The sequence below is a fragment of the Corynebacterium sp. HMSC075D04 genome (genome assembly GCF_001815635.1).
In the GTDB taxonomy this organism is placed as follows: domain Bacteria; phylum Actinomycetota; class Actinomycetes; order Mycobacteriales; family Mycobacteriaceae; genus Corynebacterium; species Corynebacterium coyleae.
Map to the genome: position 1 here is coordinate 1 of NZ_KV821289.1, position 19,975 is coordinate 19,975.

The following is a 19,975-nucleotide window of genomic DNA, read 5'->3' on the forward strand; positions in this document are numbered from 1 at the left end:
CACCACGGTGTTACTAGATACGACCGCGCAACAACCGCTTCGTGATCGTGGACAAGCCAGGTCAAAAGTATTGCTGTCACGCCTGTTATGTGCGTGCTCGCTTTGGCACCCGAGGTGGGCGCTCATGAACACGCTCGCCACCACGGTCGATCAGATGACAAGACCCGAGGTATTCGTCCGAGAACTCGCCTTCATTACTGACGCTCACACGTTGAGCATTCTGGCAGGTCGAGGAGTGCTAACCCCCGCAGAGTATCGGCGTGTCTATCGATTGTTGTTCCAGGCGTGGAGCCCGATCTATCAACCACAGATTGTGGGCGAAACGACTGGATAAACACCTGGTTTAGAGCGTGTATAGACCTAACACGAAAGGAGAAAACGTGGCACAAGTTAGTGTGGTGACACCAGTTCGGCCGCTTGCCCCGAAACTGGTCAACGTAGCAGCATACGCTAGGGTCTCGACCAACGGTGCGGAGCAATTAGCGTCATTGTCGGCGCAGGTTTCGTTATTATTCGCGCCTGATCCAATCCACGCCCGGATGGGCCTATGCGGGCGTGTTCACCGATGAGGGTATTACTGGCACGTCAACGAAATCCCGGCAAGGCCTGGCCGACCTGATGGACGCAGCCAGGGGCGGGGTGTCGATATTGTGTTGTGTAAATCAATCTCACGCCTGGCCCGCAACACTGTCGACCTTCTCGCTACGGTTCGTGAGCTCAAAGACCTTGGCGTGGCTGTGCGCTTCGAACGCGAACGCATCGACACCCTCAGCGCTGACGGAGAACTGCTGTTGACCTTGTTGGCGTCGTTTGCTCAAGAAGAATCACGTTCCCTGTCCCAGAACGTCAAATGGGCGATCCGGAACCGATACAAGAACGGAGGCACGAATTCCTTCGTTGTCTTTGGATACCAATGGGCAGACGGCCAGTTCACCATCATCGACGAAGAAGCCAAGATAGTGCGCCTACTGTTTGCCAATTATCTCGATGGGATCAGCCCGGAAAAGACAGCCGCGATCCTCAATGGTCAAGGTGTACGTTCGCGCGGTGGAGGACGGTTCTACGGGTCAGTGTTTCGTCGCATGCTCGAAAACGAGCGCTACAAGGGCTGCCAAATGCTACAGAAAATGTACCGCCCTGCGATCCAAGCACCCACATGTGCCCTCAACGACGGGGAGCTGCCGCGATACTGGGTTGAGCAAGCCCTCCCACCCATCATCGATAAGTCTGCGTTTGACGCGGTGCAAGCAGAAATTGCCTATCGGCGCGAGATTGGTCCGGCTGCAACCCCGTCAAAGAACACGGGCGTATTCATTGGACGGATCTGCTGCGGCGCGTGCGGGAAGAACTATCAACGCAAAACCCGCACCTACAAGTCTGGAACCTCGTATAAGTTCTGGCGGTGCTGGAGTGCCTGCACCGGGAACGGCAACCCCTGTAGGGGGCACAACCTGCGCGAAACACTCCTCGAACACGCCTGCGCAGACATGCTCGGCACCCAAAGTTTCGACCCTGTCCAGGTTGGCGAGCAGATCGTGATGATTGAAGCCTTCCCGCACCAGCTCACATTCCACCTCGCGGATGGAACCATGACGCCAGTGGGCTTAACCAGTGAAGGGAGGCTGACATGAACCGCACCGTCACAGCGATACCCGCAACAAAGAAACCCGGAACTGTCACACCCCTATCTGGTGTACCGGCACGCAGAAGGGTCGCCGCCTACGCGCGAGTCTCTACCGAGATGGAAGAACAAACCTCATCATATGAGGCGCAAATCGACTACTACACCACCTACATTCGCTCCCGTAATGATTGGCAGTTCGCGGGCATGTACGCCGACGAAGGTATCTCTGGCACCTCTATGAAGCGCCGTGAGGGATTCCAAACCATGATCGATGACGCCCTGGCAGGCAAAATCGACCTGATCCTCACCAAAAGCGTCTCCCGGTTCGCACGCAACACCGTCGACTCCTTGACCACCGTGCGCAAGCTCAAAGACGCAGGCGTCGAGGTCTACTTCGAAAAGGAAAACATTTACACCTTCGACGCCAAAGGCGAATTACTCATCACGATCATGTCCAGCCTGGCCCAGGAAGAATCCCGCTCTATCTCCGAAAACGTCACCTGGGGACACAGGAAACGTTTCGCCGATGGAAAAGTCATGGTGCCCTACAAATCCCTGCTCGGATACAAGAAAGGCGAGGACGGCAGTCTCGTCATCGATGAAACCCAGGCACCAACCGTCAGGCTGATCTACCAGCTTTTCCTTGACGGGATGGCTATCAGTGAGATCAAAACCGAACTCGCTGCCCGCAAGATCCTCACCCCGCGCGGGAAAGAAGTGTGGTCAACGTCGACAGTGCGCTCGATCTTGTCGAATGAAAAATACAAGGGCGATGCCCTGCTGCAAAAGACGTTCACCACCGATTTCCTTACTAAAAAGATGAAGGTCAACGAAGGCGAAGTACCCCAATACTACGTAACAGGCAATCACGAGCCGATTATTGCTCCGCGCATCTGGGATCAGGTGCAATACGAGCTCACTACCCGACACGGCAACATATCCTCAGCCAAGGTCGGCTTATTCTCCACCAGGCTCAAGTGTGCGCAGTGTGGGTCGTGGTATGGGCGTAAAACGTGGGCGTCGAACACGAAATATAAGTACACAGTTTGGCAATGCAACCACAAATACGCAGGCGAGCACCCTTGCAGTACTGCGACCGTGAAAGACGAACATATCAAGAATGCTTTCGTCCAAGCACTCAACCAACTGATCGCCCGCCAGCCACGGCAAAGCCACCTACTGCAAATCTTTGACTCCATGCTTGATACGAGCCGTATGGAAGAACAAGCCGCCGCCTGCCAAACAAAAATCGTGGAACTCACTGAGCAGATCGAAGCACTGATAGCCGAAAACCAGCAACGCGCGCTCGACCAAGACGCCTACCAAAACAAGTACACAGAGCTCGATACTGCCTACCGTAAGACACTCGCACGCAAAACAAGCCTAGAGGCAGATATTAGAGCGAACACCGCCAAGCACGCCGCCGTCACCACAGCCCTAGACAATCTGGCAGGCGAACCTGTGAGCGAGTTCCGCCCCGCCCAGTGGAGCGCACTCATCGACCACGCCATCGTAGACGAGGATACGATCCGATTCGTATTCCGCACCGGTGAACAGGTGAGTATGGCCTTGAAAGGGTGATGCTCGTATCGGTTTTCGTGCACGGTTAGGTACATCTCCCAGAAACCAGATAAGGTTAGCCTTACTTAATAAGGATGGTGTTTGCATGGACGATAGTGCAATGGATCAGGTTGTTGAAGGTGAGTATGGGTCGGCGAAGGAAAAATCTGTCGCTGGCCAGAACGCGATTCGTCAGTTATCGCAGCCGGTGAAAGGCAAACTGTTCGTCGCGCAGGTCTTAGCGTTCGCCTCCGGGGTGTTGGCTATTGCCCCGTATGTGGCTCTGGTGGAGCTTGGCAGAGAACTTATGCAAGACCAGGTGGACCCGGCGCGAGTGAACTGGATCGTCATACTCCTCGTCAGTGCATACATGACCCGGTTGACCTTATATTTTGTTGCATTGGGCGTGACGCATTTTATTGACCTGTCGTTGCGTAACCAGATGCGCCGGCAAATTGCCGCCCGAATGTCGACTGCTCCGCTGTCGTGGTTTACCCGCGAGGGTGAGGGGAAGATCCGCAAGACCATTCAGGATGATACGGCCACGGTGCACACAGTGATCGCGCACGGGCCGATCGAGAAACTGAACGCGATCGTATCCCCGCTCGCCTTGTTGATGTATGCGTTTGTGGTGGATTGGCGACTCGCGTTGCTGTCGATTGCGACGATTCCGATTTATGTGGGCATGTATGGCATGTCGATGCGTGGGATGAATGAGAAGACCGCGCAAATGGATACCAAGCTCGCTCAGGTTTCGGCAACGATGGCCGAGTTCGTTGCCGGTATCTCAGTGGTGAAAGCGTTCGGCAAGGTTGGCCAAGCACATAAAGCCTATTTAGATGCAGCTAACGAGTTTTCTAAGTTCTACCGGGCGTGGTGTATGCCGCTGGTGTCGATGTCGGTCGCCTCATTTTCGTGGGTGTCGATCCCGGTGTTGTTGATCGTGAACCTTGGCGGTGGCGCGTTGATGATGAACGCCGGTTGGGTGAGCATCTACGAGGTGATAGCGACGACGTTGATTGCCTTGGTGTTGCCGGGCGCATTGATGACAGTCGCGACAATCGCCTGGTCTTACCAGCTCGCAGGGTCTGCGGCAGTGAGGCTGGTGAACGTCATGGAGCTACCGGCGTTGAGTCAGCCCGATGCGCCACAGACACCAAAGGGTCATGATATTGAGATTCGGGGTGTGTCGTATGCCTATGATGACACCCAGGCATTAGACGAGGTGAGCCTGAGCATTCCGGCAGGCACGGTGACCGCGCTGGTTGGCCCGTCGGGTGCGGGGAAGTCGACGTTGGCGAGTTTGATTGCCCGCTTCGATGACCCGGACGCTGGCACGATCACTATTGGCGGGGTTGATCTAAAGAGCATTTCCCAGGATGTGTTGTATTCGACGGTTGCATTCGTCCTGCAAGATGCACAGCTTATTCGTGACACCATCCACAACAACATTTCCCTGGGCGCGCCAGACGCAACCTTGGATCAGGTGCGGCAGGCGGCGCGGGCAGCGCAGATCGACGAGTTCATCATGAGCCTGCCAGATGGTTACGACACCGTGTTGGGCGAGGACACCCACGTTTCGGGCGGCCAGGCAGCCCGTATCGCAATCGCCCGGGCGCTCATGGTTGATGCCCCAGTGTTGGTGCTGGACGAGGCGACGGCGATGGCGGACCCGGAATCGGAATCGAAAATCCAACAAGCTCTCTCGACTCTTGCCAAAGGCAGAACCGTGATTGTGATCGCCCACCGACTGGCCTCGATCAGAGGGGCAGACCAAATCGTCGTCATGGAACGCGGGCGCATTGCTGTGGTCGGTAAACACGATGAGCTGTTGGGTAATGCGCACTATCAGGCACTTCTTACCCAAGGTGCATGCGAGGAGATGACACGATGAATCAACTATTGCTGCCACGCTTTAAGCGTTTGATGGAACCCGCCTCGTGGCGAGACCTTTCGGTTGGTCAAGCGTGGGGTGCGGTCTCAGGACTGTGTCACGGCTTTGCCCTGCTGACTCTGCTTCCCGCCGCAAGTGCCCTAGCAACCGGAATGCCGGTGTGGGGGCTGTCGTTTTCGGGCTGGCTCATCGCCTTGGCGGTGATCGCGATGCTGGGCGTGGGCACGGAGTTTTATGGCATGCGCACCGGCTATATCGGCGCGCTCGGATTCATTCACGACGTCCACCAAGCGGTCGGCAACAAGGTAGCCCGCCTACCGTTGGGAGTGTTCGATTCGGGTAGCTCTGGACGGCTGTCGCGCATGGTCACCCAGGAAATGATGAACTTGGGCGAGTCGGCGGCACATTTCATTTTCTCCCTCGTCCAAAAACTCTCAGCCGTGCTGGTGATCACTGTGGGAACCTGGTTCTGGGATTGGCGACTGGGACTGACCTTGACGATCGCCTTCCCGATCATGCTCGCCTTCCTCCATATCTCCCGCGTGCTTCTTGATAAAGGTAAGCAGGTTTCCGAACCAGCCGAGTCAGAGTTGGCGGCTCGCATGGTCGAATTCGCCACCTGCCAAGGCGCGCTGCGCTCCTGCCATGTCGCCGACGACTACCCGGCCCTTGATCGGGCATTCAAACAGGCTGACCGCAAGGGTCGCAAAGCATTGTGGATCGAAACATTAGCGAACCTGATTAATGGAATGTTCGTCCAAGCGCTCATTGTGGTGATGATCTGGCTGACCGCCCAACTCGCCCTCGGCGGGCAAATGAATGCGCTGAACGCCGTGGTCACAATCGGCATGTGCCTGCGGTTCACCACCATGCTCCAAGACATCGGCGGCTGCATGACCGGGCTGGAAGAACGCCGCCAGCAGATGAACCACGTCGACAAGGTCATGGATGCCCCCGAACTGTCCGAACCCGATGCCTCCACACCGATAAACGCCCCTGGTGATGTTCGTTTCGAGGACGTCACCTTCAGCTACGATCCGGACACCCCGGTTCTTTGTGATATTTCCTTCCATGTCCCGCAAGGCGGCATGTGTGCCCTGGTTGGTCCATCTGGGTGCGGGAAGACGACGATCGCCCGGTTGGTTGCACGTTTCTGGGATGTGCAGTCCGGCAGCGTGCGCGTTGGCGGAGTGGACGTGCGCGAGCAGACCATCGAAGACCTGATGCGCCAGGTGTCTCTCGTCTTCCAAGACGTCTACTTATTCAACGATACTCTCGAAGCCAACATTCGCCTTGGCAACCCAGAAGCCACCGATGAAGAAATCAGGTGGGCCGCTGACCTGTCGGGCGTGACGGAAATCGTCAACCGCCTCCCAGACGGCTGGAATTCATTGGCGGGTGCTGGCGGGCGTGCACTGTCAGGTGGGGAACGCCAACGAGTGTCCATCGCTCGCGCCTTGGTGAAGAAAGCTCCGATTGTGCTGTTCGATGAGGCCACCAGCGCGTTGGACGCGGAAAATGAAGCCAACATTGTTGCGGCGATGAATGAGCTACGCAAACACTCCACACTGATTGTCATCGCCCACAAACTGGAAACCATTCGGTCAGCTGACCAAATCATTGTGCTCTCCCACGGTGGGCGTATCGCCCAGCGCGGGTGCCACGACGAGCTGGTCAACCAGCCAGGTCAATACCGCGATTTCTGGCAAGAACGCATCAACGCCGCCGGATGGCAACTCGTCTAAAACACAGCACTGTTCACAATCATGAAAGGAAAAACTATGTCCACACCCACATCCTCGCGCCTCAACGCGCGCGACTTCATCAACATTGGCGTCTTCACCGCCTTGATGTTCGTCATCGTGTTTGCATTCGGAATGCTCGGGTTCATCCCCGCCGCCATGTATGCCGGTTTCTTGCTTTCTATCCTCGTTAACGGCATCGTCTTTGCGCTGTTCACAGCACGCACTCCGAAGATGGGGGCGTTGACAATCATGCTGATTATCATCGAAATCCTCTTTTTCGTGACCGGCCACTGGGTGGGCGGCGTCGCGGTGGCCGCTGTATTCGGCCTGCTCGCTGACTTGGTGATCACCAAGGGGCCGAAGAGCGTGAAAGTTCGCGTTCCACTGGCATATGCATTGTTTATCCTGCCGATCTACGTGTCACCGTGGATACCGCTATTTATGAACCAAGATGCATATATGTCGCAGATCGCCGAACAAATGGGTGCCGAGTATGCCGCGAAGATGGCCCAGGTAGTCACTATCCCGACTCTGTTGAGCTTCTTCGTTGTGATGCTCATCGTGGGCTGGCTTGCTGGTCTGTTAGGAACCCGGGTGGCGCGTAAGCACTTTGAACGGGCCGGTCTTGTCTAAACTTCCCGACCCGCGCACGATTATCGCAGCGCTCGTCATCGTCTCCACCACGATCTACAGCGCCTACTCGCCGTGGTTCGTGTGTACTCTGGGCGGATTCGCCGCCGTGATGCTGGCGAGCGCTGCGATCAACCCCAACACGCTCGTGCGCCCGAGCTGGGTAGCAGGCTACCTCGCCACGTTTGCGGTCCTCGGCACACTCGTTTATGTGATACCCCTGGTCTGGAAATCAACGGCCAGCGCGTTCCTCGTGCTGTTTTTGCAGTGGATGTGGCGATTCAGTGTCAGCGCAGGAATGGGAGCCTATGCGATCGGCGTAATCCGACCCGCCACCTTGCAAAAAGCACTCGCCAGCTCACGGATCCCGACCTGTTTCACGATCCCAATCTCGGTTGCCTTACGTGTGCTGCCCGTGATCGGCCACGAGGTTAAAGCGATCTCAGATGCCATGAAACTACGCGGCATGTCCGCGCTTTCCCTGCGTGCAGCCCAGTACTTCACAATCCCGCTGCTATCGACCGTGGTACGCAGCGGGGACGAACTGGCATCGGCCGCCCTCGTGCGCGGACTGGGCGGAACCGCAAAGCCCACCTCAGTCACGGTCGTGAAATTCCGGGTGGTCGACGCAGTTATTCTGCTCGTCGTTATCGGCTTCGCGATATGGAGAATCGTCCTATGACAATAGCCCAAGCAACTGGGGTCACATTCACCTATCGAGGAGCAGACCACCCCTCAATCAACGACGCAACCATCACCATCACACCTGGAACCGTCACCTTGCTGTGTGGCGCGTCAGGGTCAGGGAAAACCACCGCGTTGCGGCTGTTTAACGGGCTCATCCCACACTTTCACGACGGCGACCTTACCGGAAGCGTCACAGTCGACGACATTGACGTGGCACGAGTAGATCTATCAGAGCTTGCCCACCACTGTTCGACAGTGTTTCAAAACCCGCGCACCCAGTTCTACACCACTCACGTGCGCCAAGAACTCGCCTTCGGTCCAGAAAATCTCGGCCGCGACCCGCAGGAGATCTGTGCCCGCATTGACGAGGTTGCAGCCGAGTTAGGTATCGTCGACATGTTGGAATCCCGCGTCACACAACTATCAGGCGGACAGATGCAGCGCGTGGCCTGCGCCGTCGCCATGTGCAACAACACGTCGCTGATCGTCTTTGACGAGCCAACCGCGAACTTGTCCGCTGACGTTATCGACCAACTCGCCACACTCATCGCCAGGCTCAAAGCCGATGGACACACCATCATCATTGCTGAACACCGGCTGAGTTTCCTTGCTGGGATCGTCGACCGCGTTTACTGCTTCGACAAAGGCAAGATCGCCCTCACCGCAACCGGCGAAGAGTTCTACGCTACCTCGGATGAGGAGCGCAAACAGCTTGGACTGCGATCCCTAGTGCCCGTATCCATGCCGAGCCTGCCCGAACCAGAAGGTGAAGGGCTCACGATCGACAACCTCGCCTTTGCCTACCGCCACGGAAACACAGTCCTCAATATTAACCACGTGTTGTTTCCGGCAGGGAAAATCACGGCACTCCTTGGCCCGTGCGGTTCAGGGAAATCAACTCTGGCACGCATTGTTTGCGGACTAGAAAAAGCCAAACATGCATCCATCACACTCGGCGGACAAAAATTCACCAGCCGCGACGCCTACCTTGTGATGCAAGACCCTACCCGACAGTTGTTCTCAGATACCGTCATCGACGAAGTCACGCTCGGCACGACCAAAGCCGAAAAGCAACACATCGATGCCCACGCGATCCTTGAAGAACTCGACCTTGCCGACCACGAGACTGATCATCCCCAAGCACTTTCTGGCGGGCAACGCCAACGCCTGGTTATTGCTACAGCGCTTGCTACGAACAAGAAAGTTTATATCTTCGACGAGCCCACATCCGGTGTTGGCTACAAGCACCTGGTCGCGATTTCCCGAGTAATGCGTAAACTCGCTGACACTGGTGCCGTCGTCATTGTCATCACCCACGATGCCGAACTTGTGACCGAGGTCGCCGACCATAGCGTCCGCCTCGACCAAATCAACGCCTGCTAACGCAAACGCCCGCTCAGCCGAAAGAGAGGAAAGCGCTTCTGCAGGTAAGAGCTAACGCGCTATACACTCGCTAACGCAGGCGATTTTTCGCACCCCCCTAAGCGATACGCGCTAACGCAAACGCCGTTTTATCATTTTTAACGTCATAGTGGAGCGGATGACGAGACTCGAACTCGCGACCCTCACCTTGGCAAGGTGATGCGCTACCAACTGCGCTACATCCGCATCTTGTATTCAGTTGACGAGGGGGAAACCCTCTGTGCGCGATACTGGGATCGAACCAGTGACCCCTACCGTGTCGAGGTAGTGCTCTACCGCTGAGCTAATCGCGCTTGGCTGGTGACAGCTTGGAGGTGGATACGGGAATCGAACCCGTGTACACGGTTTTGCAGACCGTTGCCTAACCACTCGACCAATCCACCGTGGAGTTACCTCCAAAGTATTCGGGAACTCCGAAGTACTTGGAGCGGATGACGAGACTCGAACTCGCGACCCTCACCTTGGCAAGGTGATGCGCTACCAACTGCGCTACATCCGCATCTTGTATTCAGTTGACGAGGGGGAAACCCTCTGTGCGCGATACTGGGATCGAACCAGTGACCCCTACCGTGTCGAGGTAGTGCTCTACCGCTGAGCTAATCGCGCCCACGTTCCTTGATGGAACTGGAGCGGATGACGAGACTCGAACTCGCGACCCTCACCTTGGCAAGGTGATGCGCTACCAACTGCGCTACATCCGCATGCTCTCCGCGCTTACCGCGCTGATTGCGAGAACAAACCTTATCCTCATTCACCGCTTGTATCCAAATCGGCAGTTCACGGCACTTGGCGCGGGTTGGTTAATGAGGTTTCAGCGATGTAATTCTCGGGAGCCGCACGCGATTCAAGGTGTCAAACTAGGCAGGGGAAGGCTCTCTTGGGGGAAAGTGGTTGTGGCCTGCGGATTCGTCCGTGGCGCTCCATCCGTGTAATCTAGCAATTCGTTCGGTCCTATGGCTCAGTGGAAGAGCGTTCCGTTCACACCGGAAAGGTCGCTGGTTCGATCCCAGCTAGGACCACAACGCAAACCGTCAGGAAACTGACGGTTTTTCTTTTTCTTCAGGCAGTCAGGCTGGGGTCTGCGATTCCTAGCTGCCAATATTGGGGGTTTTGTGCCAGTGTGGGAACTATTCGGCCGTTTTAGGCGACTACTTATTTCGAGTGTGAAAATTACGCACTCAATAGTTTGAACAAGGAGACGAAATGCCCAAACCTGCACATTGCAGGCAAGTTGCACGAGTGGGTGGTATTGCTGCCGCGGCGTTGGCAACTGCTCTGGTTACCTCGGCTCCCGCGGTTGCGCATGACGTTGTTATCGGATCCAATCCCGAAAACAAGTCTGTGGTGCAGGACTTTCCTGAGCGGATCGAGCTGGAGTTTTCTGGCGAGCCCAAGGAAGGTTTCAATACCGTCGCCATCTCACGTACGGAGGATGGAAGCACGGATGTGCTGTTCACCGGCGAACCGGTAATTGAGGGCCGAAACGTCACACTCGATCTTCCGTCAGATCTTCAGCCGGAGGCCGGAGACTACAAAGTTGGCTTCCAAATCGTGTCGTCTGACGGGCACGCAACTAAGGGCATGACCTCGTTTAGCTATCAGCCAGATGGCGCCGGCTCGGAATCGCAACAGGATTCGACCGTGAGTAACGCTGCAGAAACGAATGAAAACTCAAGCTTTTCTGCTCTCTGGCTGCTTGCCCTTGGCGCCATCGTGCTTGCGGTCATCGCGTTGTTGGCCGTGACGAATCGTTCGAAGAAGAGCAAGACCATAACTGATGACGTGCGCAAAGGCGCGCAGTAAGGAAACATGATGAAGAATCGTTTGATGGCCACGGCAGTTGTCGCTGCTTTCGCTTTGACCCCGGCGCTGACCGCCTGCTCTAGCGACTCCAATGAGGCGGCAACCGACACAGCTACCTCGTCCGCTGCAACGTCGGCAAGTGAGACTGCCACGGATGCTGCCGCCACCTCGGACGTTGAACTCGTCGATGGCACTGTGCGTGCAAAGGCTGCCAAGGACGCAGAAAATGGCAGTGATATGACGGCGATCTTTGGCACCTTGAAAAATGGCACGGATGAAGACATCCACGTGATTGGCTTCACTACCTCGCTGGGTGAAGCCATGTACGAAATCCACGAGGTTGTGGATGGCGTCATGCAGGAGAAGGAGGGGGGCATCGTCATTCCGGCCGGTGGCACTTACGAGCTGAAGCCAGGCGGTGACCACTTCATGGTGATGGGCTACCCGGACGAGATTCCTGCTGGAGACACCGTTGACGTCACGTTGCTGACTGAGGGTGGCACCACGATTGACATTCCGGAAGTAGCCGTCCGTACCATGCTGCCGGGCGATGAGGACTACGGCGAGGATGGCCAGGTCATGGACCACAGCCAGCACAAGCACGGCGACGATGCAGCGCATGGCGAACACGCCGAGCACAGCGAAACCGCTGAGCACAAGCACTAGGAGGAGCGAATTCAATGGTTGAGCCACAGCGTGGCGGAGTTTCCCGCCGGGTGTTTCTGGCCGGTGCGGCTGGGGTGGCGGGGGTTGCGTCGTCAAGCATGGCGCTCGTTGCGTGTAGCGGTGAGGATGATCGCGAAACTGCATCACGGGCACTTACCGAATCAACTATCGCATTCGATGGCGCTCATCAGGCAGGCATCCAAACGACTACACAAGCGAATCTCAACCTCGTTGGGTTCAACCTCAAAGACGGCGTGGAGGCCGATGGAATCCGCCGTCTAATGCGGTTGTGGACGGAAGATGCGCGAGAGCTCGTCTCCGGCCGCAACCCTTTGTCAAGCCTTGAGCCAGAAATGGTAGACAGGCCAGCAAACCTCACAATCACATGCGGCTTGGGCGAGCGAATCTTTGACGTCGCCGCCCCCAAAAGTAAGCCGGCGTGGCTGCACGACATTGAGCCGATGCCGCGAGAAAAGCTCGTCCCAGAGTGGGGACAAACCGATATCGTTCTCCAGATCTGCTCGGATGACCCGATGGTGTGTGCATGGGTAATGCGCCACATGACCCGCGCAGGGATGGACTACGTAAAAACTGCGTGGGTGCAGCAAGGGTTCATGAACGCCTACGGCAATATTCCGAAAGGCCAAACCCCGCGCAACCTCTTCGGTCAAGTCGATGGAACCGTCAACCCACATTCGGACGATGAATTCGCGGAGCAGGTGTTTCACGAGGATGGCTCTTCCTCACTGGTAGTGCGCCGGATCGCGATGGATCTCGACGATTGGGAGCGGCTCGACCGGGCTTCACGCGAGGAGTCTGTCGGCCGCAGGTTGAGCGACGGTGCCCCGCTCACTGGCGACAGCGAATTCGACAAACCAGATCTCGATGCAATTGATGAATACGGTCTGCCCGTCATTGACAGGAACTCGCACATGGCGCGAGCAATGCCGCCGAAGGACCATCCGGAGCAGCGTTTCTTACGCAGACCGTACAACTACAACCTTCCGCCGGACCCGAACTCGAAAGGTCTCTCAAATGCAGGCTTGGTCTTTCTGACTTTCCAGAAGGACCCGGATATCCAGTTCACGCCGGTGCTTCGCCGCCTGCTGGAGATGGATCGCCTTAACGAATGGACGACTCACATTGGTTCCGCGGTGTACTGGGTGCCACCGGGCACTGTGGAGCCGGGTAGTGGTAACTCCGGTGATACGTACTGGGGCGAAGCCGTACTTTCCGGCACTCGGGGGTAGAATCCCTATCGACCGGCGTGCGTCTGCGCCGTCGGGACAGTGAACAGCACGATGGGGTTGCGTCCAGGTATGACGCAGCCCAATGACGCGCAAAGGAGCGCACGACACCTATGTCAAACGAAGCAGTAGTCGAGTTTGCAACGTTCGAGGTCCCCGCAGGCACCGCCGTGGGTGCAGCGATGCGGGAGTTGAACTTGCCAAACAAGGGCGACGACGCCGTCGTTTGCGTCTTGGATGCAGAGGGCGAACTCAAAGATCTTTCCCACGTGCCGGAGCAAACCGCCACGTTCACTCCTGTCCCGGCAAACACTGAGCTTGGTCGCTCGGTTATCCGCCACTCCTGTGCGCACGTACTTGCACAGGCTGTTCAGGCGGAGTTCCCGGGAACCAAGCTGGGCATTGGCCCTGCGATTGAAGACGGCTTTTACTACGACTTTGATGTCGCCGAGCCGTTTACGCCTGAAGATCTGAAAACGCTTGAACGGCGTATGAAGAAGATCATCAAGCAAGGCCAGAAGTTTGTCCGCGGTGTCTACGCATCCGTGGAGGAAGCAGCCGAGGATCTCAAGGATGAGCCGTACAAGCTCGAACTGATCAACGACAAGGGCAACGTCGACCCAGATTCTGACGAAGCTACTGAAATCGGTGCAGGCGAGCTGACCCACTACGACAACGTCAATCCCCGCACGGGCGAGGTGGAGTGGCATGACCTGTGCCGTGGCCCGCACGTGCCAACGACGAAGTACATCCCGGCATTCGAACTGACCCGTTCGTCCGCTGCCTACTGGCGAGGCGACCAGGACAATGCTGGTCTGCAGCGTGTCTACGGCACTGCGTGGGAGTCGAAGGAAAAGCTCGACGAGTACATGACCATGCTCGAGGAGGCTGAGAAGCGCGATCACCGCCGTCTTGGCAATGAGCTGGATTTGTTCTCCTTCCCAGACGAGGTCGGTTCTGGTCTTCCGGTATTCCACCCGGACGGTGGCATCGTGCGTATGACCATGGAGCAGCACTCGCGTGAGCGTCACGTGGCAGCCGGCTACTCCTTCGTCAACACCCCGCACGTGACCAAGGGTGACCTTTTCAAGAAGTCTGGTCACCTGGATTGGTACGCGGACGGCATGTTCCCGCCGATGAAGCTCGACGGTGAGGTTGACGCTGACGGCAACGTGACTAAGCAGCCGGTGGACTACTACGCCAAGCCGATGAACTGCCCGATGCACAACCTGATCTTCGACTCTCGTGGTCGTTCCTACCGCGAACTTCCGCTGCGTTTGTTCGAGTTCGGCACGGTGTACCGCTACGAAAAGTCTGGTGTGGTGCACGGTCTGACTCGTGCTCGTGGCTTTACCCAGGATGATGCTCACATCTACTGCACTGAGGAGCAGCTGGAAGAAGAGCTCACCAGCGTTCTGGAGTTCATCATCTCGCTGCTGCAGGACTACGGTCTGGATGACTTCTACCTCGAACTGTCCACGAAGGACCCGAAGAAATACATTGGCGACGACGACATCTGGGAGCGTTCCACGAGCATTCTCGAGTCGGTGGCGAAGAAGTCTGGCCTTGAGCTGGTTCCGGACCCTGCCGGCGCCGCTTTCTATGGCCCGAAGATTTCGGTGCAGGCACGCGACGCCATCGGTCGCACCTGGCAGATGTCGACCGTCCAGTTGGACTTCAACCTTCCTGAGCGCTTTGACCTGACCTACACCGCCTCTGACGGTTCGAAGAAGCGTCCGGTGATGATCCACCGTGCACTCTTCGGCTCGATCGAGCGTTTCTTCGGCGTGCTGCTCGAGCACTACGCGGGTGCGTTCCCGGCATGGCTGGCGCCACACCAGGTTGTGGGTATTCCGGTTGCTGATGCGTTTGCCGACCACCTTGATGGGGTCGTCGCAAAGCTGCGCGAGCGCGGTATTCGTGCAGAGGTTGACCACTCGGACGACCGCATGCAGAAGAAGATCCGTACGCACACCACGAACAAGATCCCGTTCATGCTGCTTGCGGGTGAGCGTGACGTTGATGCCAACGCTGTGAGCTTCCGCTTCCTTGATGGCACGCAGATCAACGGCGTGAATGTCGATGAGGCAGTGGAGATCATCGCGGACTGGATCGCGGCGAAACGTAACGATCAGCCGAGTGAGGCAAACGTTGCAGCCCAGCGGCAGTAATCATGGCGAGGACCCCTACATCGATACCGGTGTAGGGGCTCCTGACCGTCTTGTACGTCTGTGGGCGCCCTACCGGTCGAGTTACATTGCGTCGGCGCCGAGATCGTCGAAAAGCAATGACCCGTTTCTAGAGATACCGAAACTCAGCGACGAAGACGGATTGATTATTGCCCGTGGCACGCGTGTATACGCGGTGTTGAACCTGTATCCGTACAACGCCGGACATCTCATGGTTGTGCCGTATCGCAAGGTCGCGGAGCTTGAGGCGCTTGACGACGAAGAAACAACCGAACTGATGGCGTTTGCCAAGCATGCGGTAAAGACGCTGAAGCACGTGTCGAGCCCAGAGGCAATTAACGTCGGCTTGAACCTGGGCAAAGCGTCCGGAGGGTCGGTTGGAGATCACCTGCATCTGCATGTGGTTCCGCGCTGGTCCGGTGACTCGAATTTTATGACTGTGCTTTCCGGAACCAAGGTTCTGCCGCAGCTCCTGCAGGAGACTCGCGAGCTGCTGGCGCAGGGGTGGCGCGAGGTCGAACAGGGCGAGGGGAGAAGCCACGATGCTTAGTGTGCATGGGCGTAAACCGGCAGCTGTTGTCGTGGAACCGGTGGCGAAGGGCTTGTTGAAAGCCGGCGTCACGCCGAACATGATCACTCTTGCCGGCACGATTGCCACGATGCTGGCGATGATGGTTCTCATCCCGACGGATCATCTCGTGTGGGCAGCGGTGTTGAGCACGATTTTTGCAGCGTGTGACATGGTGGACGGCACCATGGCGCGATTACGTGGTGGTGGGACGGCTTTCGGCGCAACACTAGACGCCAGTTGTGACCGTCTCACGGACGGCGCCCTTTTTGGGTCGATCGCTATGTGGATGGTCTACGTTGCGGACTTGTCTGCGGCCCATGTTGCAGCCTGCCTAGCTGTGTTGGTCCTCTCGCAGGCGATCAGCTACATCAAGGCGCGCGCTGAAGCCGGCGGCATCAGCGTCGTCGGCGGCCTCATTGAACGGCCAGAGCGTTTGATCCTTGCTTTGGGCGGGCTAGCGCTCGAGGGGTTTGGGGTGCCCAACGCTGTCGTGGTGTCAATTTGGATTCTGTTAGCAGGGTCGTTGTTTACCGTGGTGCAGCGGCTGGTCTTCGCCGCGCGAGACGATCAGGCGAACGCGAAGATGGCGCCACCAGCAGGGGCGTAGATGAGCGGCATTGGAAAGCGTGTGTCTTCGGCGGGTTACATCGCCGGGTGGAAGATCGTCGGGGCGCTTCCGGAGTGCCTCACGCGTCCGTTAGCTGCTGCTGGTGCGGATTGGGTATCAAACGACGGCGCCGGAATGGACATGCTGCGCCGCAATCTCACACGCGTCGTCGGTGCAGAAAACGTCACCAAGGAGCTGGTGCGTGACAGCATGCGTTCCTACGCAAGATATTGGCTCGAAGCTTTCCAACTGCCTCGCATTGCGGATGATCCAAACTTGGATGAGCGACTCACTGCAGGTCTGGTTGGTAGGGAGTATTTGCAGGAGTCGATCGATGCTGGCAACGGGGTCGTACTGACTCTGCCGCATTCCGGGAATTGGGATATGGCGGGAATGTGGCTTGCAAAGCACTATGGAACGTTTACAACGGTTGCTGAGCGGCTCAGGCCTGAGAAGCTGTTTGATGCGTTCGTGGAGTATCGCGAAAGCCTGGGTTTCGAAGTACTTGCCCTCACCGGGGAGAAAACTCCTCCCTATGCAAGGCTCAAAGAGGTCCTCCAAGGCGGGGGCATCGTGTGTTTGATGGGCGAGCGCGACCTTGGGCGTCGAGGCGTGCCAGTGACATTTTTCGGCGAGGATACGACTTTTCCTGTAGGGCCAGCAAAGTTGGCATTGGAGACAGGCGCGAGCCTTCACACAGTGCATACGTGGTTTGCAGGTTCGCAGACGGATCCTCGCTGGGGGATGAGCGTTGCACCTGCGCTGAAAGTAACCACGCTTGAGCGAACGGTGCAGGCAATTGCAGACGAGTTCGCTGTCGCGATTGCCCACCACCCGCAGGATTGGCACATGCTGCAGCCGTTGTGGCCTGTCGATGTCCCGGTTCGCGGGAGGCGCTGGGCGCTCGACAACCGTTCAGACATCTCAAGGGAGACCTAGCCGATGCGGGTTGGGCTAGTCTGCTCCTATTCTTTTGATGAACCTGGTGGGGTTCAAGCGCATGTCCTTGACTTGGCGGAGCGGTTGCGGGAAATGGGACATCACAGTGAAGTCCTCGGCCCTGCATCTGCCGATACACCGTTGCCCGAGTGGGTAACTCGGGGCGGGCCAGCGGTTCCGATTCCTTACAACGGTTCTGTGGCGCGCTTGTCGTTTGGCCCGCGAGTAGTGAGGACGACCAGGCGATTCATCGAACTCGGCGATTTCGACGTGCTGCATATCCACGAGCCAAATTCGCCGGGCTACGCCATGGTTGCGAACCGAATAGCCGCGGGTCCGATCGTGGCTACCTATCACACCTCTGCGGAGAGCTCCTACGCGCTGAAAGTAGCGCTGCCTGCGTTGCGTGCGAAGTTGGAGAAGATTCGTGCCGGAATCGCAGTGAGCGAGTTGGCATGGCAGTGGCAGGCAGAACAGATTGGCACTGACCCTGTGATCATTCCGAACGGAGTTGACACGCGACGCTTCGCGCGGGCTCGTGGTGTGCGCAATGACTCTTCAGACGTGGAGGTTGTGTTCCTTGGGCGACTCGACGAGCCACGTAAAGGCCTCGATGTGTTTTTGGCTGCACTGGAGCGTCTTCCGCGCCTTCCTCAGGTGACGGTGATGGGCGGAGGTGCTGCACGCGAAATGGACGGGGTGCGTTTCGCTGGGAAGGTTACGGAGGATGAAAAGGTCGAGATTCTCGGCCGCGCCGACATTTTTGTTGCCCCGAACCTCGGCGGCGAGTCGTTTGGCATCATTCTGGTCGAAGCAATGGCGGCGGGGTGTGCCGTGGTAGCCAGCGATATCCCTGCTTTTGCCGCCGTTGGCTCTGACGCTGCGGCATTCTTCCCGCCGGGGGATCCCGATGCTTTGGCGCAGCAGTTGCAGCTGCTTATCGACGACGCCACTTACCGCAACGACTTGATTAACCGAGGCGTACGTCGCGCCACGGAATTCGATTGGTCAGTGGTGGCGAACCGTATTTGCGCTGTGTATGAGGCTGTTTCCTACAACGAGAAGGTGAGGATTGAGCGATGACATTTGGTATCGTGCTTCTCGTCGTCGCGCTGATCTTCGTTGTCATCGTGGCTGTCTGGGCGTTTCACACTGCGCAGCGACTTCACCGATTGCATATTCGTTTGGATAGGTCCCGTGATGCGCTGCAGGCTGCTCTTGATTGCCGCTGCGCTGTAGTTGCGGCGCTGTTTCCCGAGCTCGCGCAGCAGGCTCACGAAACGGAGGCGCTTCGGTTCAGCTCGAAGGATCTTCGGCTGCGTCTTGGCGCTGAGGGGGATCTGATGCAGGTGGTCAGGGAGTCGTCGCAAAGCGGTGGCGACGTACCGGCTGAACTCCGTGATGCACATACCCGAGTAGAACTCGCCCGGCGGTTCTATAACGATGCGGTTGCGGATACGTTGGCGCTGCAGTTGCGACCTATGGTGCGGTTTTTCCGTCTTGGCGGTACTGCGGTAGTGCCGCAGTTTGCCACCGACGGCCAGTAACAGCGTATTTGTGCAGCTGGCGTATACTTGCGCTCTGTTAACCGTCAACAGAGGAATGAAGGGGTGCTCGATGGCAGGCCACTCAAAGTGGGCAACGACCAAGCACAAAAAAGCGGCGAACGATGCAAAGCGTTCCAAGCTCTGGGCGAAGATGATCAAGGATATCGAGGTCGCCGCCCGCACAGGCGGCGGTGACCCCGCTGCTAACCCGACCCTCGATGACATGATCCGCAAGGCGAAGAAGGCCTCGGTCCCCAACGACAATATCGAGCGCGCTCGCAAGCGTGGCTCCGGCGAGGAAGCCGGCGGATCCGACTGGGAAACTGTCATGTACGAGGGCTACGGCAACAACGGTGTTGCTGTGTTGATTGAGTGCTTGACCGACAACCGCAACCGTGCCGCAACCGAGGTACGTACCGCCATGACCAAGAACGGTGGCAACCTGGGCGAGTCCGGCTCTGTCGGTTACATGTTTGAGCGCACCGGTGTGGTCACGATCAAGAAGGGTGACCTCTCCGAAGATGACGTGCTGATGGCAGTGCTCGACGCTGGCGCTGAGGAAGTCAACGACCTCGGTGAGGAGTTCGAAATTACCTGCAAGCCGACTGACCTGCCTGCAGTGCGTGAGGCGCTGATCGGTGAAAGCATCGAGATTGAAGATGCTGGCCAGGAATTCCGTGCCGACGTTCAGGTCGATCTGGATCTCGAGGGCGCACAGAAGATGATGCGCCTGATCGACGCGTTGGAAGATTCCGACGACGTCCAGAATGTCTACACCAATATGACGATCTCGGACGAGGTTGCAGCGCAGCTCGACGCTTAACACTTCGTCGTGAACCGGCGC

General features: G+C 57.4%; 18 protein-coding genes and 7 tRNA genes. 19 read left to right on the forward strand and 6 right to left on the reverse strand.

Annotation, left to right across the window (positions count from 1 at the left end; translation table 11 throughout):
- From HMPREF3048_RS12375 to HMPREF3048_RS00765, 8 genes are all read left to right on the forward strand, one after another.
- Positions 1 to 334: hypothetical protein (locus tag HMPREF3048_RS12375; RefSeq protein ID WP_210398405.1), on the forward strand; the 334-nt coding region annotated here is incomplete at its 5' end.
- Between the two features lie 259 nt (positions 335 to 593).
- Positions 594 to 1,631 carry a recombinase family protein gene (locus HMPREF3048_RS00735; protein WP_256380733.1) on the forward strand — a complete coding sequence of 346 codons (1,038 nt, stop codon included), beginning with the start codon at positions 594 to 596 and terminating at the stop codon, positions 1,629 to 1,631.
- Positions 1,628 to 3,205, forward strand: a complete 1,578-nt coding sequence (locus tag HMPREF3048_RS00740) for a recombinase family protein (RefSeq protein ID WP_070770957.1) — start codon at positions 1,628 to 1,630, stop codon at positions 3,203 to 3,205. Before HMPREF3048_RS00735 ends, HMPREF3048_RS00740 begins: the two co-directional genes overlap by 4 nt.
- Positions 3,206 to 3,290: 85 nt before the next feature.
- Positions 3,291 to 5,078 carry an ABC transporter ATP-binding protein gene (locus HMPREF3048_RS00745; RefSeq protein WP_070451308.1) on the forward strand — a complete coding sequence of 596 codons (1,788 nt, stop codon included), beginning with the start codon at positions 3,291 to 3,293 and terminating at the stop codon, positions 5,076 to 5,078.
- Positions 5,075 to 6,823, forward strand: a complete 1,749-nt coding sequence (locus HMPREF3048_RS00750; RefSeq protein WP_070485010.1) for an ABC transporter ATP-binding protein — start codon at positions 5,075 to 5,077, stop codon at positions 6,821 to 6,823. The genes HMPREF3048_RS00745 and HMPREF3048_RS00750 overlap by 4 nt, the downstream gene beginning before the upstream one ends.
- A gap of 36 nt (positions 6,824 to 6,859) precedes the next feature.
- The gene (locus HMPREF3048_RS00755) at positions 6,860 to 7,456 is read left to right on the forward strand and encodes an MptD family putative ECF transporter S component (protein ID WP_070770958.1); all 597 of its coding nucleotides are present in this window, start codon (positions 6,860 to 6,862) and stop codon (positions 7,454 to 7,456) included.
- A complete protein-coding gene (locus tag HMPREF3048_RS00760) occupies positions 7,449 to 8,135 on the forward strand; it encodes an energy-coupling factor transporter transmembrane component T family protein (protein WP_070451588.1) in 687 nt (228 codons plus the stop codon). The genes HMPREF3048_RS00755 and HMPREF3048_RS00760 overlap by 8 nt, the downstream gene beginning before the upstream one ends.
- Positions 8,132 to 9,523, forward strand: a complete 1,392-nt coding sequence (locus tag HMPREF3048_RS00765; protein WP_070770959.1) for an ABC transporter ATP-binding protein — start codon at positions 8,132 to 8,134, stop codon at positions 9,521 to 9,523. Before HMPREF3048_RS00760 ends, HMPREF3048_RS00765 begins: the two co-directional genes overlap by 4 nt.
- Before the next feature lie 149 nt (positions 9,524 to 9,672).
- Here HMPREF3048_RS00765 and HMPREF3048_RS00770 read toward each other — a convergent pair.
- The 6 genes from HMPREF3048_RS00770 to HMPREF3048_RS00795 all read right to left on the reverse strand — a co-directional run bounded on the left by HMPREF3048_RS00770 (position 9,673) and on the right by HMPREF3048_RS00795 (position 10,263).
- A tRNA-Gly gene (locus HMPREF3048_RS00770) sits at positions 9,673 to 9,748 on the reverse strand.
- Positions 9,749 to 9,783: 35 nt separating this feature from the next.
- Positions 9,784 to 9,855, reverse strand: a tRNA-Val gene (locus HMPREF3048_RS00775).
- Between the two features lie 16 nt (positions 9,856 to 9,871).
- Positions 9,872 to 9,945 (reverse strand) — tRNA-Cys (locus HMPREF3048_RS00780).
- A 40-nt stretch (positions 9,946 to 9,985) separates the two neighbouring features.
- Positions 9,986 to 10,061, reverse strand: a tRNA-Gly gene (locus HMPREF3048_RS00785).
- A 35-nt stretch (positions 10,062 to 10,096) separates the two neighbouring features.
- Positions 10,097 to 10,168 (reverse strand) — tRNA-Val (locus tag HMPREF3048_RS00790).
- Between the two features lie 19 nt (positions 10,169 to 10,187).
- Positions 10,188 to 10,263 (reverse strand) — tRNA-Gly (locus HMPREF3048_RS00795).
- Between the two features lie 246 nt (positions 10,264 to 10,509).
- Between HMPREF3048_RS00795 and HMPREF3048_RS00800 the strand changes: the two genes are divergently transcribed.
- From HMPREF3048_RS00800 to HMPREF3048_RS00850, 11 genes are all read left to right on the forward strand, one after another.
- Positions 10,510 to 10,581: transfer RNA gene (locus HMPREF3048_RS00800), tRNA-Val, on the forward strand.
- Positions 10,582 to 10,765: 184 nt separating this feature from the next.
- Positions 10,766 to 11,365 carry a copper resistance CopC family protein gene (locus HMPREF3048_RS00805; protein WP_070770960.1) on the forward strand — a complete coding sequence of 200 codons (600 nt, stop codon included), beginning with the start codon at positions 10,766 to 10,768 and terminating at the stop codon, positions 11,363 to 11,365.
- Between the two features lie 9 nt (positions 11,366 to 11,374).
- Positions 11,375 to 12,031 carry a copper chaperone PCu(A)C gene (locus tag HMPREF3048_RS00810; RefSeq protein WP_070484859.1) on the forward strand — a complete coding sequence of 219 codons (657 nt, stop codon included), beginning with the start codon at positions 11,375 to 11,377 and terminating at the stop codon, positions 12,029 to 12,031.
- Positions 12,032 to 12,045: 14 nt separating this feature from the next.
- Positions 12,046 to 13,281: a Dyp-type peroxidase gene (locus tag HMPREF3048_RS00815; RefSeq protein WP_070770961.1), complete on the forward strand. Its 1,236-nt coding sequence runs from the start codon at positions 12,046 to 12,048 to the stop codon at positions 13,279 to 13,281.
- 110 nt (positions 13,282 to 13,391) lie between these two features.
- The gene (thrS, locus tag HMPREF3048_RS00820) at positions 13,392 to 15,449 is read left to right on the forward strand and encodes a threonine--tRNA ligase (RefSeq protein ID WP_070770962.1); all 2,058 of its coding nucleotides are present in this window, start codon (positions 13,392 to 13,394) and stop codon (positions 15,447 to 15,449) included.
- Positions 15,361 to 16,017: an ATP adenylyltransferase gene (locus tag HMPREF3048_RS00825; protein WP_083292064.1), complete on the forward strand. Its 657-nt coding sequence runs from the start codon at positions 15,361 to 15,363 to the stop codon at positions 16,015 to 16,017. The genes thrS and HMPREF3048_RS00825 overlap by 89 nt, the downstream gene beginning before the upstream one ends.
- Positions 16,010 to 16,645: a phosphatidylinositol phosphate synthase gene (gene pgsA, locus HMPREF3048_RS00830; protein WP_070570439.1), complete on the forward strand. Its 636-nt coding sequence runs from the start codon at positions 16,010 to 16,012 to the stop codon at positions 16,643 to 16,645. The genes HMPREF3048_RS00825 and pgsA overlap by 8 nt, the downstream gene beginning before the upstream one ends.
- On the forward strand, positions 16,646 to 17,584 hold the full coding sequence (locus tag HMPREF3048_RS00835; RefSeq protein ID WP_070770963.1) for a phosphatidylinositol mannoside acyltransferase: 939 nt from the start codon (positions 16,646 to 16,648) through the stop codon (positions 17,582 to 17,584).
- 3 nt (positions 17,585 to 17,587) lie between these two features.
- Positions 17,588 to 18,667 carry a glycosyltransferase family 4 protein gene (locus HMPREF3048_RS00840; protein WP_070770964.1) on the forward strand — a complete coding sequence of 360 codons (1,080 nt, stop codon included), beginning with the start codon at positions 17,588 to 17,590 and terminating at the stop codon, positions 18,665 to 18,667.
- A complete protein-coding gene (locus HMPREF3048_RS00845) occupies positions 18,664 to 19,131 on the forward strand; it encodes a LemA family protein (RefSeq protein WP_141758814.1) in 468 nt (155 codons plus the stop codon). The genes HMPREF3048_RS00840 and HMPREF3048_RS00845 overlap by 4 nt, the downstream gene beginning before the upstream one ends.
- 70 nt (positions 19,132 to 19,201) lie before the next feature.
- A complete protein-coding gene (locus tag HMPREF3048_RS00850; RefSeq protein ID WP_070423069.1) occupies positions 19,202 to 19,954 on the forward strand; it encodes a YebC/PmpR family DNA-binding transcriptional regulator in 753 nt (250 codons plus the stop codon).
- The last annotated feature ends 21 nt before the right edge of the window (positions 19,955 to 19,975 follow it).

Bases quoted from the DNA above. Each gene is read 5' to 3' on its own strand.
- HMPREF3048_RS00745 (WP_070451308.1), top strand. From the start codon at position 3,291: ATGGACGATAGTGCAATGGATCAGGTTGTTGAAGGTGAGTATGGGTCG.
- HMPREF3048_RS00805 (WP_070770960.1), top strand. From the start codon at position 10,766: ATGCCCAAACCTGCACATTGCAGGCAAGTTGCACGAGTGGGTGGTATT.
- HMPREF3048_RS00840 (WP_070770964.1), top strand. From the start codon at position 17,588: ATGCGGGTTGGGCTAGTCTGCTCCTATTCTTTTGATGAACCTGGTGGG.
- HMPREF3048_RS00815 (WP_070770961.1), top strand. From the start codon at position 12,046: ATGGTTGAGCCACAGCGTGGCGGAGTTTCCCGCCGGGTGTTTCTGGCC.
- HMPREF3048_RS00825 (WP_083292064.1), top strand. From the start codon at position 15,361: ATGAGGCAGTGGAGATCATCGCGGACTGGATCGCGGCGAAACGTAACG.
- HMPREF3048_RS00850 (WP_070423069.1), top strand. From the start codon at position 19,202: ATGGCAGGCCACTCAAAGTGGGCAACGACCAAGCACAAAAAAGCGGCG.
- HMPREF3048_RS00845 (WP_141758814.1), top strand. From the start codon at position 18,664: ATGACATTTGGTATCGTGCTTCTCGTCGTCGCGCTGATCTTCGTTGTC.
- HMPREF3048_RS00755 (WP_070770958.1), top strand. From the start codon at position 6,860: ATGTCCACACCCACATCCTCGCGCCTCAACGCGCGCGACTTCATCAAC.
- HMPREF3048_RS00835 (WP_070770963.1), top strand. From the start codon at position 16,646: ATGAGCGGCATTGGAAAGCGTGTGTCTTCGGCGGGTTACATCGCCGGG.
- HMPREF3048_RS00765 (WP_070770959.1), top strand. From the start codon at position 8,132: ATGACAATAGCCCAAGCAACTGGGGTCACATTCACCTATCGAGGAGCA.
- HMPREF3048_RS00740 (WP_070770957.1), top strand. From the start codon at position 1,628: ATGAACCGCACCGTCACAGCGATACCCGCAACAAAGAAACCCGGAACT.
- HMPREF3048_RS00810 (WP_070484859.1), top strand. From the start codon at position 11,375: ATGAAGAATCGTTTGATGGCCACGGCAGTTGTCGCTGCTTTCGCTTTG.
- HMPREF3048_RS00750 (WP_070485010.1), top strand. From the start codon at position 5,075: ATGAATCAACTATTGCTGCCACGCTTTAAGCGTTTGATGGAACCCGCC.
- thrS (WP_070770962.1), top strand. From the start codon at position 13,392: ATGTCAAACGAAGCAGTAGTCGAGTTTGCAACGTTCGAGGTCCCCGCA.
- pgsA (WP_070570439.1), top strand. From the start codon at position 16,010: ATGCTTAGTGTGCATGGGCGTAAACCGGCAGCTGTTGTCGTGGAACCG.